Below are 12,858 nucleotides of genomic sequence, written 5' to 3'. Positions count from 1 at the left end.
GCTGTGCGCGGCTAAGGAGTCCGGAGACTCCCTAACCGCGCACAGGGCCGAAGGCCTGACTATCGAGCGAAGAGCAGTGCTCGCTTGACTTCCTGAATAGCCTTTGTCACCTGGATGCCGCGGGGGCACGCGTCGGTGCAGTTGAACGTGGTGCGGCAACGCCACACGCCGTCCTTGTCGTTCAGGATGTCGAGACGCTCGGAAGCGGCCTCGTCACGGCTGTCGAAGATGAACCGGTGTGCGTTCACGATGGCAGCGGGACCGAAGTAGCTGCCGTCGCTCCAGTACACGGGGCACGACGTGGTGCAGCATGCGCAGAGGATGCACTTGGTGGTGTCGTCGAAACGAGCACGGTCGTGCTGGCTCTGGATGCGCTCACGAGTGGGCTCGTTGCCACTGGTGATGAGGAACGGCTTCACGGCGCGGAATGCGTCGAAGAAGGGCTCCATGTCGACAACCAGGTCCTTCTCGACGGGCAGGCCCTTGATGGGCTCGACCGTGATGGTGACCGGCTTGCCGTCCTTGGGCAGCATGTCCTTCATCAGCAGCTTGCAGGCCAGACGGTTCACACCGTTGATCCGCATGGCGTCCGATCCACAGACACCGTGTGCGCAGCTGCGACGGAACGTGAGGGTGCCGTCGAGGTAACCCTTCACGTACAGGAGCAGGTTGAGCAGACGGTCGGTGGGCAGTGCCGGGACCTGGAAACTGTCCCAGTGCTGGCCCTCGCCCGATTCGGGGTTCATCCGCGCGATCTTGAGAGTGACCATGACGGCCCCCTCGGGAACAGCGGGGAGTTTGGGTGCATCTACAGCAGGCGCAGACATCAGTACTTACGCTCCATCGGCTCGTAGCGGGTCTGGATCACCGGCTTGTAGTCCAGACGGATGTCGGAGAGCAGGCCGTCACCCTCCTTGTACGCCATCGTGTGCTTCATGTACTCGGCGTCGTTGCGATCCGGGAAGTCCTCGCGAGCGTGGCCGCCGCGCGATTCCTTGCGGTTGAGGGCGCCGACGACGGTGACCTCTGCCATTTCGAGGAGGAAGCCCAGCTCGATGGCCTCGAGCAGGTCGCTGTTGTAGCGCTTGCCCTTGTCCTGGACCGTGATGTGGTTGTAGCGCTCCTTGAGAGCACGCACATCCTTGAGAGCCTGGGTGAGGCGCTCTTCGGTGCGGAAGACGGAGGCGTTGTTGTCCATCGACTGCTGCAGCTCGGTGCGGATGTCCGCAACGCGCTCGTGGCCGTGATCGGACAGGATGACGCCGACCCAGTCTTCGACCATGGCGGCCGGGGTTTCCGGCATGTCGACGAACTCGGTGGAGTTCGCGTACTCGGCGGCAGCGATGCCGGCGCGGCGGCCGAACACGTTGATGTCGAGGAGCGAGTTGGTACCGAGACGGTTTGCACCGTGTACGGAGACACAGGCGCATTCGCCGGCCGCGTACAGACCCTTGACGATCTCGTCGTTGTTGCGCAGCACCTCACCGTTGATCTTGGTGGGAATACCGCCCATGACGTAGTGGCACGTCGGGTAGACGGGCACGGGCTCCTTGACGGGGTCCACGCCGAGGTAGGTGCGCGAGAACTCCATGATGTCGGGGAGCTTCTCGTCGAGAACTTCCTCGGGGATGTGCGTCACGTCGATGTAGACGTAGTCCTTGTTCGGGCCGGCGCCGCGGCCTTCGAGAACCTCGAGGACCATCGAACGAGCCACGATGTCACGCGGAGCGAGGTCCTTGATGGTGGGTGCGTAACGCTCCATGAAGCGTTCACCGTCGGCATTACGGAGAATGCCACCTTCACCGCGGACGGCTTCCGAGATCAGGATGCCGAGACCGGCGAGTCCTGTCGGGTGGAACTGGTGGAACTCCATGTCCTCGAGGGGCAGGCCCTTGCGGAAGATGATGCCCATGCCGTCACCGGTGAGGGTGTGCGCGTTGGACGTCGTCTTGTACATGCGTCCCGAGCCGCCGGTCGCGAAGACGATCGACTTGGCGTGGAAGATGTGCAGCTCGCCGGTCGAGAGCTCGTAGCAGATGACACCGGTGGCAACCGGGCCGTCCTCGGTCTCGGTGATGGCGATGTCGAGCGCGTAGAACTCGTTGAAGAACTCGACGTCGTGCTTGACGCAGTTCTGGTAGAGCGTCTGCAGGATCATGTGGCCGGTGCGGTCGGCGGCGTAACACGCACGGCGGACGGGTGCCTTGCCGTGGTCGCGTGTGTGGCCACCGAATCGACGCTGGTCGATCTTGCCTTCGGGCGTGCGGTTGAACGGCAGACCCATCTTCTCGAGGTCGAGCACCGCATCGATGGCCTCCTTGGCCATGATCTCGACGGCGTCCTGGTCGGCGAGGTAGTCGCCGCCCTTGACGGTGTCGAAGGTGTGCCACTCCCAGTTGTCTTCCTCCACGTTCGCCAGTGCGGCACACATGCCGCCCTGGGCCGCGCCGGTGTGGCTGCGGGTGGGGTAGAGCTTGGTCAGTACGGCCGTGCGGGCACGGGGGCCAGCTTCGATTGCCGCACGCATGCCTGCGCCACCGGCGCCGACGATGACCACGTCATAACGATGTTCCTGCATGAAGTCTGTGCTCCCCTAGCTCGCCGAGATATTGGGGTCGAAGGTGAAGATGACGTACGTGCCCAGGCCCATGATCAGGATCATCGAGAGAACGAGGATCGTGGTCAGCCAGAAGCGCGTGGAGTCCTTGCGGGAGTAGTCCGCGATGACCGTGCGCAGACCGTTACCGCCGTGCAGCTGTGCCAGCCACAACATCGTCAGATCCCAGAACTGCCAGAACGGGCTGGACCAGCGACCTGCGACGAACGCGAAGTTCAAACGGTGAACGCCACCGTCGAGCATCAGCATGATGAACATGTGGCCCAGGACCAGAACGATCAGGGCGACGCCGGAGAAGCGCATGAAGAGCCATGCGTACAACTCGAAGTTGTTCCGAGCCTTCGCGCGCGGGGACCGCGGGTTGTCCAGGCTTGCGGGACGGTCGTATGAGGTGCCCAGGCTCTTGGCTTCGGGTCCGTGAGTAGTCGCCATGTCAGTGCTCCGCAAACATGTTGATGAGGATGCGTCCGGCGCCTGGGATCATCACCAGGAACCAGATCGTCAGAATGGTCCAGAGCATGACGCGCTGGTACTTCGGGCCCTTCGACCAGAAGTCCACCAACATCACGCGCACGCCGTTGAGGGCGTGGTAGAGGACTACGCCGACGAGGCCGATCTCCATGAGGCCGACGAGGGGGTTCTTGTACGTGTCGATGACGGCGTCGTACGTATCGGGATTGACCCGAACGAGTGCCGTATCGAGAACGTGTACGAATAGGAAGAAGAAAGTAGCGACGCCTGTGATCCGGTGTAGAACCCAGGACCACATTCCGGGGTCGCCCCGGTAAAGCGACCTCGTGCGCTCCTTCTGAGGAGCGGCTTCAGTCGTAGTACTCATCGAGTGCTGTGCCTCCAACGTCATTGGTGGACGCGTCGAGCCTGCAGAGAGCTTCGATGTACCTCAGCCCGGGCTCGACGGGATCCTGAACCGACTTGACTCAGACTCTAAACCTATGTGAAACCGGGAACTAATCAGATGCGGGATTCGTACGCGTACCAAACTCTTTGTAAGGTTTGCCTTTCCAATCTCGCCGAGACGGTTTCGGCGTGGTTTCTGCATCCATTCAGTCGGCGTGATTGGATAACGAACCATGGGTGACATCGACTGGAAGTTGTTGCGGCACAACGCGCAAGTGGTCATGCGGCAGGCTTATGCACCGTACTCGGGCTATGCAGTGGGTGCAGCTGCCCTGGTAGACGATGGTCGGATCGTCTCAGGATGCAATGTGGAAAATGTCTCATACGGTTTGAGCCTGTGTGCCGAATGTGGACTCGTCGGTAACTTGGCCGCCACCGGGGGCGGGCGGCTGATTGCCTTCACGTGCTGCGACGCGAAGGGCTCGATTCTGATGCCATGCGGCAGGTGCAGACAGCTTCTTCTCGAGCACGGCGGGGGTGAGATGCTTGTCGACACGAGCAGTGGGTTCAAGCCGCTGAGCGAGCTGTTGCCTGATGCTTTCGGGCCGGAACAAGCAGAGGGGCTCCGCCATGTTTGACGCAGTTTCCATCATCGGCGCCAAGCGTGACGGCCGCGAGCTGTCGGGAACCGAGATCGACTGGATAGTTCAGGCGTTCACACAGGGGATCGTCGGTGACGAGCAGATGTCGGCGCTCGCGATGGCGATCTACTTCCGAGGAATGTCGCGAGCAGAGACCGGTCGATGGACCGAGGCGATGATCGAATCCGGCGGGAGGATGGACTTTTCGGACTTGCCGCTGCCCACCGTCGACAAGCATTCGACCGGTGGAGTGGGGGACAAGATCACCCTTCCGCTTGCACCCCTCGTCGCTGCCTGTGGTCTTGCAGTCCCGCAGTTGTCGGGCCGCGGACTCGGCCACACCGGTGGAACTCTCGACAAGCTCGAGGCCATTCCAGGTTGGCGAGCCGAGCTCACGGCGACGGAGATGGTCGACATTCTCTCGGATCCGAAAATCGGCGCGGTGATCTGCGCTGCCGGAGCGAATCTGGCCCCCGCGGACAAGAAGCTCTACGCGCTGCGCGACGTGACCGGAACGGTGGAATCCATTCCGCTGATCGCAAGTTCGATCATGAGCAAGAAGATTGCCGAGGGAACCGGCGCCCTGGTGCTCGACGTCAAGGTCGGTTCCGGAGCGTTCATGAAGGACCTCGGCGACGCGCGAGAGTTGGCACGCACGATGGTCGAGCTTGGCAACGACGCCGGCGTGCGTACAAGCGCTCTCATCACCGGGATGGACACCCCGCTCGGATTGACGGCGGGCAACGCCCTCGAGGTACGTGAATCCGTCGAGGTGCTGGCAGGAGGCGGGCCGTCGGACGTCGTCGAGCTGACCCTGGTCCTGGCTCGGGAGATGCTGTCAGCGGCTGGGATCGACGGTATCGACCCCGCCGACAAACTGGCCGACGGCACGGCAATGGACCGGTGGCGCGCGATGATCGCCGCACAAGGTGGGGACCCACACGCGACGCTGCCGGTGGCCCGGCACAGCGACGTCGTCACCGCGGACCGAGACGGCGTACTGACCCGACTCGACGCCATGGCGGTGGGCATCGCGGCCTGGAAACTGGGAGCCGGACGCGAACGGCAGGGCGAAGCCGTTCAGGCCGGTGCCGGCATCGAGATGCATGCAAAGCCTGGCGACGTGGTCCGTGCCGGGCAGACGCTGATGACATTGCACACCGACACTCCCGAGAGATTTGATGCAGCGCGACGAAGCCTCGGCGGTGGATGGTCGATCGGGGCCGATTCCGACACCGTTTCGCGACCGTTGCTCATCGAGCGAATTGTGGGTGATTCGCGTTAGCGTTGGCGAATGAACGCACCGGAGTTGACCACGATCCGCAGCGCACCCAAAGTTCTTCTCCACGATCATCTCGACGGAGGACTCCGACCCGAGACCGTTCTCGAACTGGCCGAGCAATGTGGCTACGACGAGCTGCCGGCGAATACGGCATCCGAACTGGCGCAATGGTTCCGAACTGCCGCTGACAGTGGATCGCTCGAGCTCTACCTCGAAACGTTCGCGCACACAGTCGCCGTGATGCAGACCCCCGAAGGGCTTGCACGGGTGGCACGTGAGTGTGCCGAGGATCTGGCCGACGACAACGTCGTCTATGCCGAGGTCCGTTTTGCGCCCGAGCAGCACCTGGAACAAGGCCTGAGTTTGGACGAGGTCGTCGAGCACGTTCTCGAAGGTTTCCGGGCCGGCGAATCCGCTGCCAGGGTCGCGGGACGGGAGATCCGCATCGGCTGTCTCCTGACGGCGATGAGGCATGCCGCCCGGTCGCGGGAGATCGCCGAACTCGCGGTGCGATTCCGGGACCGCGGAGTGGTCGGGTTCGACATCGCCGGCGCCGAGGCCGGAAACCCACCGAGCCGGCACCTCGACGCGTTCGAGTACATGCGTGACGCGAACGCCCACTTCACGATTCACGCGGGTGAGGCTTTCGGGTTGCCGTCGATCCACGAAGCCATCGCCTTCTGCGGAGCGGATCGGTTGGGCCACGGCGTGCGGATCGTGGACGACATCGACGTAGGCGTGCAAGGTGGGGCAGAGTTGGGTCGGCTCGCGAACTACGTCCGTGACATGCGCATTCCCCTGGAACTGTGCCCGAGTTCGAACGTGCAGACCGGAGCCGTAGCCGCCCTGGCGGACCATCCGTTCGGACTCTTGGCGGACTTGCGCTTCCGAGTGACCGTCAACACCGACAACAGGCTGATGAGCGACACCACCATGAGCCGGGAAATGGCCGCGTTGGTCGAGACCTTCGGTTACGGATGGACCGATCTCGAACGCTTCACCATCAACGCGATGAAGTCGGCCTTCATCCCGTTCGACGAGCGCCTCGCGTTGATCGACGACGTCATCAAGCCGGGCTACGCCGTGCTCATCGGCTAGATGACGTGCGCCCGACTACTCAGATCGAAGCCGGGCCTCGAACTCGCGCTCGAGTTCGCGCCAGGCCTCGGATTCCTTGGTGAACGGCGCACTCGGAGCCATCCGCGACGGATCGGGGTTGAGGAGGTACGAGACGTACCAACCCAGCTCGTTCGACGCGGACAGAGCCTCCTCGGTGGAGTCGTCGTCGGCGAAATCTGCTGCATCGGTGAACAATTCGACTGCGAGTTCCAGCTGCTCGGCATCTACGACGTCCGGGCCCTGGGCGAGGTCGTCGGCGATACCGGGCAGAACGTAGACGTTCTCGTCCGTGACCTCGATTTCGAGTGAACCGTCGACGGCCGCATTCTGAATTTCGCCGTACGTACTGACCTGCGAGAGATCGTGTTCGTGGTTGTCGGCGAGGTAGCGAGCGAGTGCGCGCTCGCTACGGAAGACGGTGATCAGTCCGTCCTTGCCGAGGAAGATCGCCTGATCTCCCATGTAGCAGCGCAGAGTGTAGAACGTCTCGGCCGAGGTGATGATGCGGATCGGGTCGACACCGACCTCGCCCCAGAAGGTCTCGACCTCGTCTTCGTCCTCTTCGAGGTCGTCTTCGTCGAATTCCTCGTCCTCGCCCTCCTCGGCGACATCGTCGGCGTCGACGGTGTTCTCGGCGGCAGCGAGCAGTTCAGCTTCGGCGACCGCGACGGCGGCTGCATCGACCTTCGGGGAGGTGACCACCTTGTCGATGGCGTCGAGAACGGCGTCCCAGTCCTTGACGATCGCAGCGCCGACCTGGTCCCACAGCTCCAGGCCTTCGCGGCCTTCGAAGGTGCCGGCGCCGGTGGCAAGCGCGCCGAGTACCGGATGGCCGCTGAAGAAGCGGATGACCGCGTCGAGTTCGCACACCTCACCGATGTTGCGAGCCATGTTCAGGGTGTCTTCGAGTTCCGAGACCACCAGTGCCTCAGGGTCACCTGCGGCCAGTTCCGGCACGCCGACGAAGTCGAACGTGAAGTTCTCTTCCGGTTCCAACTCGGCTGCCGACAGTCCGGAGACGACGGCCCACGCCGGATGCTCGACCAGGTCGTTGTCGGAGTCCGTTCGGATGAAGGCCGCGAGTTCTGCGACGGAGGAGAACCCGTAGAGGTCTTCCTCATGGCCGAGGAACGCTTCCCACTCGTCGTCGCCCTCGCGCCAGCGGGGTGCCCACAAAGTGACGAGGTCTCCGTCGGTGAGTCCGATTTCGATAGGGACGATGTCTCCAGCCATGGGCGGAAGCCTATCCACCGCAGAGCGAAAGGCATAGCGGGGGTTCGTCACGTTTGTTTCAGTGCCACTCGGAGCTCACTGACCAGTCGCTCGCGTTCGTCGTTGGACTGTTGAACTGCCTGGTGAATCGTGGCCACCGTCAATGCGGCCACCGTCTGAGAATTCATCGCGGTGATTGCGTCGGTGATCCGTAGGTCGACCAGAGCGCCCAGCCCGTCGACAGTCGCCGTGACTATCCCACCCTCGCTCGAGACGACTACCCGCAGAGCGCCGACCCCGTCGACGGCGTCCTGCAAGAGTCCCGTCCGGTGTTTCGCCAGCTCCATGATTCGATCAATCTCGCTCATATCGAACGCATCCAGCTCGACGGAAGGTTCTGGCCCTCGGCGGCGTCGACATCGGCCAGTTCGTCTCGGGTCGGTAGACCGAGCCGATCGAGGATCGCTGCCGGGACTCCGGTCTCCTCGAGCCCCACACGATGGCGGGCGCCGGCCTCGATTGCTGCTTTCGAGCACAGCGTGAGTATCTGTTGCGCCAACCGCTGCCCGCCGTACCGCAGTTCGTCCTGGCTGATCCGCAGGTCCACGGGCACGGCGTGCTCCGTGGCGCGGACCGCGATGGTTCCGGCGCGGTTGACGGCTACGGCTGTGATGATCGGCGGTGATTCGCGCTTGTTCTCGGGCATGATTCCCTGTCATTCCGTCGGACGGTAGAAGCCGTGAAAGCCCATGCCGCTGTTCGTGGTTCGGATGGCGCTGATTTCGACTGGGTCGCCGGCTTCGATCATCTGGCCGCCGCCGATCACCATCGCGACGTGGCCGTCCCAGACCGCGAGGTCGCCCGGCATCAGATTGTTCTGATCGACCTGGTTCCCGATTCCCTGTTCCTGAGCCAACCTCGGAATGTCGACTCCGGCCTGGCCGTACGCCCATTGAGTCAGCCCGCTGCAGTCCAGACCGACTCCCGGCGTAGTGCCTCCCCAGGCGTACGGGACACCCTGTTGAGTGAGCGCGTTGCGTACGGCAGCAGCGGCCTCGGCGTTCGGTGCGGTGGCAATCGAGCCGTCGGGAAGTTCGACCTCAACGCCACCGACGGAACCGGAACCACTTGCGGAACCGGAACCACCGACGGAACCGGAACCACCCGCCGACTCGGAGACTCCAGGTGCGGGATCGGGTATCGGGACGGACGGGACGAGTGCGGACATCTTGTCGGTCGACCCGGCCAACTCACCGCGTACCCGCTCGATAACCGATACCGCGCTTCCGAGGTGCTCCAACGCGGCCGACAACAACATCAATTGGCCCGTCGGTGTCATCAGCGTCGGCCCGGCCTTGATCGCGAGTGTCAGAAAGGACTGGAGAATCTCACCGAGTTCGGTCATTCCCGCGTACACGGACGTTGTCGCTTCGTCCACGACGCCGGCGATGTCGCTTCCGCGATCGGCGAGGTTTCGCGTCGACGTCTGCGTCTGCTCGGTTTTGGTCACCGCAGCAGTGAGGGCAGTCGACGAACTCTGAGAGGACGCCAGTTCGCTCAGTGCCGCGCTTCCCAGTTGGTAGGCGATCTCGAGGGCGTCCGTGGCGATTCGGATGCCGACGTCGGGTCCATTTGTGCTGGGGACACCAGTCCCGACAGTGTCGACCAGATCGATGATCGGTCGTGCGAGTGCGTCGACGTCGATCATGAGCGTGCGGCTTCAGCGAGAGTCCTTCTTACCGATTCCTCGGAGTCGAGATAGACGGCGTGAGCGTCGAGGGCGGCCGACCGGACACTGGAAATTACAGTGGACAGTCGATCGATGTCGTCGATGTGCGCTTGTTGTGCCCGGCCCGCGACGCCGCCGAAGTCGCCGCCGATCAGCCCGAGCACAGCGGACAGAGCCGTGTGATCGCCACCCGCTGCGTCCTGTCGAGCTTGCGCGACGTTGTCGGCAACAGTGCCCAACCGCCTGGCGAACTCCGCGATGCTTTCAGTGTCCAGATCCAGATTTGTCAACTTGTCTTCCCCCCGTTGCGCTTACTCCTTCTTGGACGCCGCGCGGGGTGCTCCGGTTCCCGAGGAACTATTCTGATGGTCATGCAAACGCACGTAGTCGACCATCCGCTCGCGGCGGCCCTCTTGACGACAATGCGTGACGCACGCAGTGAGAACGCAACTTTTCGTTCCGCACTTCGCAGGCTCACGCACATGCTGGTCTACGAGGCCATGCGTGACGCGGAGGTCGAGGAGTTCCCGGTCGACACCCCGGTAGCAGCGACGACGGGCATCCGGCTCGCGAAGCCGCCGTTGTTGGTACCCGTGCTGCGGGCCGGTCTGGGCATGGTCGAACAGGCGAGTGCGCTGATTCCGTCGGCCGGCGTCGGCTTTGTCGGAATGGCACGTGACGAAGAGACTCATCAGCCGGTTCCGTACCTCGAATCCCTGCCGGCGGATCTGTCCGGTATCCCGGTGTTCGTGCTCGATCCGATGCTCGCCACCGGTGGTTCGATGGTGCACACCATCGACTTGCTGGTTGCGCGTGGCGCGACGGATGTCACGGCAGTGTGCGTCGTGGCCGCTCCGGCCGGCGTCGACGCGCTGGCAGCGTCCGGCCACCCGGTTCGTCTGGTCATCGCGAGCATCGATGACGGACTCGACGAGAACGCTTTCATCGTCCCCGGTCTCGGTGACGCCGGCGATCGGCAGTTCGGACCCCGCTAGAGCGAAAGGGCGAAGGTTCGGAGTTCGGCGAGCCGGGCCTTCGCCTGCTCTAGTGCGTTCGCGAGGTCGTCGCGGTTCGCCACCGGGACGACAACTTCGAGATAACACTTGAGCTTGGGCTCGGTGCCGGACGGTCGCACCACCACGCGGATCGACGGTCCGTCGAATATCACTGCGTCCGTGCGCATACCACCGCGAACCTCGGCCAAGTCCTCGACGGTGACCGGCTCGCCCGCGAGTTGGCTTGGCGGATCGGCGCGTAGTCGTTTCATCATTTCGGCGATGTCGCTCGAATCCTCGACGCGGCGGGATACTTGGTCCCCACGATGCAGTCCGAATTCGACGGCATAGTCGCCTAGAACGTCCAACAGGGTTCTGTTGCTGCCCGCGAGGGTGGCAGCCAAGTCGGCCACCAGCACGGCAGCCGAGATTCCGTCCTTGTCCCGCACCACATCCGGATCGACGCAGTGCCCGATCGCTTCCTCGTAGGCGTAGACGAGTCCGTCGCCGGCGCGCGTGAGCCACTTGAATCCGGTGAGTGTCTGCGCAAACCTGGCTCCGCGGGCTTTCGCCAACTTCGAGAGCAGGGTCGAGGAGACGATCGTCGTCGCCACCAACGAATCTTCGGGCGCCGTGCTCAGTACGTGGTCGGCCAGGAGCACCCCGGTTTCGTCGCCGCGCAACATGCGCCACTGATCACCGTCGCGAACTCCGACGGCGCAGCGGTCGGCATCCGGGTCGAGTGCGATCGCCAGATCCGCGTCGACACGTCGGGCAAGGGCGAGCAGGCGGTCTGCGGCGCCGGGCTCTTCGGGATTGGGGAACTCGACGGTCGGAAACGTGGGGTCGGGATCGAACTGCTCCGCCACGACGTGCAGGTCCTCGAATCCTGCTGCTCGCAGAGTCGCGGCCGCAGTCTCGCCGCCGACGCCGTGCATTGCCGTGAGCGCAATCCGGATCGAGCGTGCGTCGCCGTGCGGGAGGGTCGCGATGCGGGCGATGTACTCCTCGACCAGAGAGTTGTCGGCCGGAACCACCGATGCTCGCGCGACGTCGGCGGCACCACCGATGCCGGCGATCTCGCTCTCGATTTCACGATCGGCGGGGGAGACGAGTTGCGCTCCGCCCGAGAGGTACACCTTGTAACCGTTGTCGGCGGCAGGATTGTGGGAGGCGGTGATCTGGATACCTGCCGCTGCCCCGAGCCTGCGCACCGCGAACGCCACCAGCGGTGTCGGCAGTGGGCGGGGGAGCAGGGTCACCTCGAACCCAGCCGCTGCCATGACCTCGGCGGCGGCGAGAGCAAATGCCTCTGAACCGAGTCGGGCGTCGCGGCCGACCACAACGTGGGACCCGCCCTGGCAGCGAGCTGTCAGCCAGGCCGCCAGACCGGCCGTGGTCCGGATGACGACCGCGAGGTTCATGCCGTTGGGTCCGCCGCGCACCGGCCCGCGAAGCCCAGCAGTGCCGAAACTCAGCGGTGAGGAAAAGCGTTCGGTCAGTTCATGTTCCGAAAGGGCTGCCAATTCTGCGCGGGTAACCGGGTCCGGATCGGCGTCGATCCACTCGGTGACGTTCAGCGGTGTCACAGCTGCTCGACCAGTTGGCGCAGCAGCACTCCCATCCGGGCCGCCGAAGCTTTGCCTGCCGCCAGCACCTCCTGATGGTCCAGTGGGGCGCCCGTGATTCCGGCGGCCAGATTGGTGACCATGGAGATGCCGAGAACGCGGGCGCCGAGCGCGCGGGCCGCGATGGTCTCGTGAACCGTCGACATGCCGACCAGATCGGCGCCGAGTGTACGAAGCATTCGAATCTCGGCCGGAGTCTCGTAGTGCGGACCGGGAAGCCCGGCGTAAACACCCTCGGCAAGGTCCGGGTCGATCGAGCGAGCCAGCGCACGCAGTTCCGGCGAGTAGGCGTCGACCAGGTCGACGAACTCTGCGCCGACGAGGGGAGAGCGGGCCGTCAGGTTCAGGTGGTCACTGATCAGCACCGGTTGACCGACTGTGTAGTTTTCAGCAATACCGCCGGCCGCATTGGTGAGGATGACGGTGTCGGCGCCGGCAGCAATGGCTGTCCGGACCGGGTGGACGACGGTACCGAGATCGTGGCCCTCGTATGCGTGCGCGCGCCCGAGCAGCAGCAGGACTTCGGTGTTTCCGACGCGCACCGAACGAATGGTGCCCGCATGGCCGAGAGCGGACGGTGGGGCGAAGCCAGGAAGATCCGCCATCGAGACTTCGGCTGTCACGTCCGCACCGGCGTCGCCGAACACGTCTGCGGCATCGGTCCACCCCGACCCGAGCACGATGGCGACTGACGGTGACGAAGAGCCAGTCATGGCGGACAGAGCAGCGGCGGCGGCCTCGGCGATCGTTCCCATGTGAGCAACCCTACTGAGGAGT

General features: G+C 64.0%; 15 protein-coding genes. 4 read left to right on the top strand and 11 right to left on the bottom strand.

The window, feature by feature from the left end; translation table 11 throughout:
- Positions 1–59: 59 nt before the first annotated feature.
- The 4 genes from RWT78_RS09405 to sdhC are packed head-to-tail and all read right to left on the bottom strand — an operon-like array spanning position 60 to position 3,455.
- Entirely contained in the window at positions 60–827 is a 768-nt protein-coding gene (locus RWT78_RS09405; protein WP_003940925.1) for a succinate dehydrogenase iron-sulfur subunit, read from the bottom strand.
- Entirely contained in the window at positions 827–2,578 is a 1,752-nt protein-coding gene (sdhA, locus tag RWT78_RS09400; RefSeq protein ID WP_003941011.1) for a succinate dehydrogenase flavoprotein subunit, read from the bottom strand. The genes RWT78_RS09405 and sdhA overlap by 1 nt, the downstream gene beginning before the upstream one ends.
- 15 nt (positions 2,579–2,593) lie before the next feature.
- The gene (locus tag RWT78_RS09395; RefSeq protein ID WP_003940699.1) at positions 2,594–3,049 is read right to left on the bottom strand and encodes a succinate dehydrogenase hydrophobic membrane anchor subunit; all 456 of its coding nucleotides are present in this window, start codon (positions 3,047–3,049) and stop codon (positions 2,594–2,596) included.
- Position 3,050: 1 nt separating this feature from the next.
- Positions 3,051–3,455, bottom strand: a complete 405-nt coding sequence (gene sdhC / locus RWT78_RS09390; RefSeq protein ID WP_020969155.1) for a succinate dehydrogenase, cytochrome b556 subunit — start codon at positions 3,453–3,455, stop codon at positions 3,051–3,053.
- Positions 3,456–3,708: 253 nt separating this feature from the next.
- Between sdhC and RWT78_RS09385 the strand changes: the two genes are divergently transcribed.
- From RWT78_RS09385 to RWT78_RS09375, 3 genes are read left to right on the top strand one after another with little or no spacing between them, the layout of a single operon-like run.
- Complete coding sequence (locus RWT78_RS09385; RefSeq protein ID WP_042449639.1) at positions 3,709–4,113, top strand: cytidine deaminase; 405 nt, start codon at positions 3,709–3,711, stop codon at positions 4,111–4,113.
- Positions 4,106–5,401 carry a thymidine phosphorylase gene (locus tag RWT78_RS09380; protein WP_283309241.1) on the top strand — a complete coding sequence of 432 codons (1,296 nt, stop codon included), beginning with the start codon at positions 4,106–4,108 and terminating at the stop codon, positions 5,399–5,401. Before RWT78_RS09385 ends, RWT78_RS09380 begins: the two co-directional genes overlap by 8 nt.
- A gap of 9 nt (positions 5,402–5,410) precedes the next feature.
- Positions 5,411–6,496: an adenosine deaminase gene (locus RWT78_RS09375; RefSeq protein WP_050654872.1), complete on the top strand. Its 1,086-nt coding sequence runs from the start codon at positions 5,411–5,413 to the stop codon at positions 6,494–6,496.
- 15 nt (positions 6,497–6,511) lie between these two features.
- On the opposite strand, the gene RWT78_RS09370 is transcribed toward RWT78_RS09375, so the two are convergent.
- The 5 genes from RWT78_RS09370 to RWT78_RS09350 are packed head-to-tail and all read right to left on the bottom strand — an operon-like array spanning position 6,512 to position 9,748.
- A complete protein-coding gene (locus RWT78_RS09370) occupies positions 6,512–7,750 on the bottom strand; it encodes a hypothetical protein (protein WP_003940713.1) in 1,239 nt (412 codons plus the stop codon).
- Between the two features lie 47 nt (positions 7,751–7,797).
- The gene (locus tag RWT78_RS09365) at positions 7,798–8,097 is read right to left on the bottom strand and encodes a YbaB/EbfC family nucleoid-associated protein (RefSeq protein WP_007727324.1); all 300 of its coding nucleotides are present in this window, start codon (positions 8,095–8,097) and stop codon (positions 7,798–7,800) included.
- Entirely contained in the window at positions 8,094–8,435 is a 342-nt protein-coding gene (locus RWT78_RS09360; RefSeq protein WP_314675459.1) for a hypothetical protein, read from the bottom strand. The genes RWT78_RS09365 and RWT78_RS09360 overlap by 4 nt, the downstream gene beginning before the upstream one ends.
- Before the next feature lie 9 nt (positions 8,436–8,444).
- A complete protein-coding gene (locus RWT78_RS09355) occupies positions 8,445–9,437 on the bottom strand; it encodes a C40 family peptidase (RefSeq protein ID WP_314675457.1) in 993 nt (330 codons plus the stop codon).
- Positions 9,434–9,748: a type VII secretion target gene (locus tag RWT78_RS09350; RefSeq protein ID WP_314675456.1), complete on the bottom strand. Its 315-nt coding sequence runs from the start codon at positions 9,746–9,748 to the stop codon at positions 9,434–9,436. The genes RWT78_RS09355 and RWT78_RS09350 overlap by 4 nt, the downstream gene beginning before the upstream one ends.
- Positions 9,749–9,829: 81 nt before the next feature.
- On the opposite strand from RWT78_RS09350, the gene upp reads away from it, so the two are divergent.
- Positions 9,830–10,453, top strand: a complete 624-nt coding sequence (gene upp / locus RWT78_RS09345) for a uracil phosphoribosyltransferase (RefSeq protein ID WP_007727319.1) — start codon at positions 9,830–9,832, stop codon at positions 10,451–10,453.
- Here the strand turns inward: upp and RWT78_RS09340 are convergent.
- Positions 10,450–12,042 (bottom strand): phospho-sugar mutase, encoded by a 1,593-nt coding sequence (locus RWT78_RS09340; protein ID WP_314675455.1) that lies wholly within the window; start codon positions 12,040–12,042, stop codon positions 10,450–10,452. The genes upp and RWT78_RS09340 overlap by 4 nt on opposite strands.
- Positions 12,039–12,836 (bottom strand): purine-nucleoside phosphorylase, encoded by a 798-nt coding sequence (locus tag RWT78_RS09335; RefSeq protein WP_314675454.1) that lies wholly within the window; start codon positions 12,834–12,836, stop codon positions 12,039–12,041. Before RWT78_RS09335 ends, RWT78_RS09340 begins: the two co-directional genes overlap by 4 nt.
- Between the last annotated feature and the right edge of the window lie 22 nt (positions 12,837–12,858).

The organism is uncultured Rhodococcus sp. (assembly GCF_963525155.1).
Taxonomy (GTDB): Bacteria; Actinomycetota; Actinomycetes; order Mycobacteriales; family Mycobacteriaceae; genus Rhodococcus_F; species Rhodococcus_F qingshengii.
This window is presented reverse-complemented; position numbering and strand designations above follow the sequence as displayed.

What these genes read in the sequence shown, in the direction of transcription:
- RWT78_RS09405 (WP_003940925.1), bottom strand. Translation starts at nt 827, where the DNA reads ATGTCTGCGCCTGCTGTAGATGCACCCAAACTCCCCGCTGTTCCCGAG.
- RWT78_RS09385 (WP_042449639.1), top strand. Translation starts at nt 3,709, where the DNA reads ATGGGTGACATCGACTGGAAGTTGTTGCGGCACAACGCGCAAGTGGTC.
- RWT78_RS09395 (WP_003940699.1), bottom strand. Translation starts at nt 3,049, where the DNA reads ATGGCGACTACTCACGGACCCGAAGCCAAGAGCCTGGGCACCTCATAC.
- RWT78_RS09355 (WP_314675457.1), bottom strand. Translation starts at nt 9,437, where the DNA reads ATGATCGACGTCGACGCACTCGCACGACCGATCATCGATCTGGTCGAC.
- sdhA (WP_003941011.1), bottom strand. Translation starts at nt 2,578, where the DNA reads ATGCAGGAACATCGTTATGACGTGGTCATCGTCGGCGCCGGTGGCGCA.
- RWT78_RS09375 (WP_050654872.1), top strand. Translation starts at nt 5,411, where the DNA reads ATGAACGCACCGGAGTTGACCACGATCCGCAGCGCACCCAAAGTTCTT.
- RWT78_RS09335 (WP_314675454.1), bottom strand. Translation starts at nt 12,836, where the DNA reads ATGGGAACGATCGCCGAGGCCGCCGCCGCTGCTCTGTCCGCCATGACT.
- sdhC (WP_020969155.1), bottom strand. Translation starts at nt 3,455, where the DNA reads ATGAGTACTACGACTGAAGCCGCTCCTCAGAAGGAGCGCACGAGGTCG.
- RWT78_RS09380 (WP_283309241.1), top strand. Translation starts at nt 4,106, where the DNA reads ATGTTTGACGCAGTTTCCATCATCGGCGCCAAGCGTGACGGCCGCGAG.
- RWT78_RS09360 (WP_314675459.1), bottom strand. Translation starts at nt 8,435, where the DNA reads ATGCCCGAGAACAAGCGCGAATCACCGCCGATCATCACAGCCGTAGCC.
- upp (WP_007727319.1), top strand. Translation starts at nt 9,830, where the DNA reads ATGCAAACGCACGTAGTCGACCATCCGCTCGCGGCGGCCCTCTTGACG.
- RWT78_RS09370 (WP_003940713.1), bottom strand. Translation starts at nt 7,750, where the DNA reads ATGGCTGGAGACATCGTCCCTATCGAAATCGGACTCACCGACGGAGAC.
- RWT78_RS09365 (WP_007727324.1), bottom strand. Translation starts at nt 8,097, where the DNA reads ATGAGCGAGATTGATCGAATCATGGAGCTGGCGAAACACCGGACGGGA.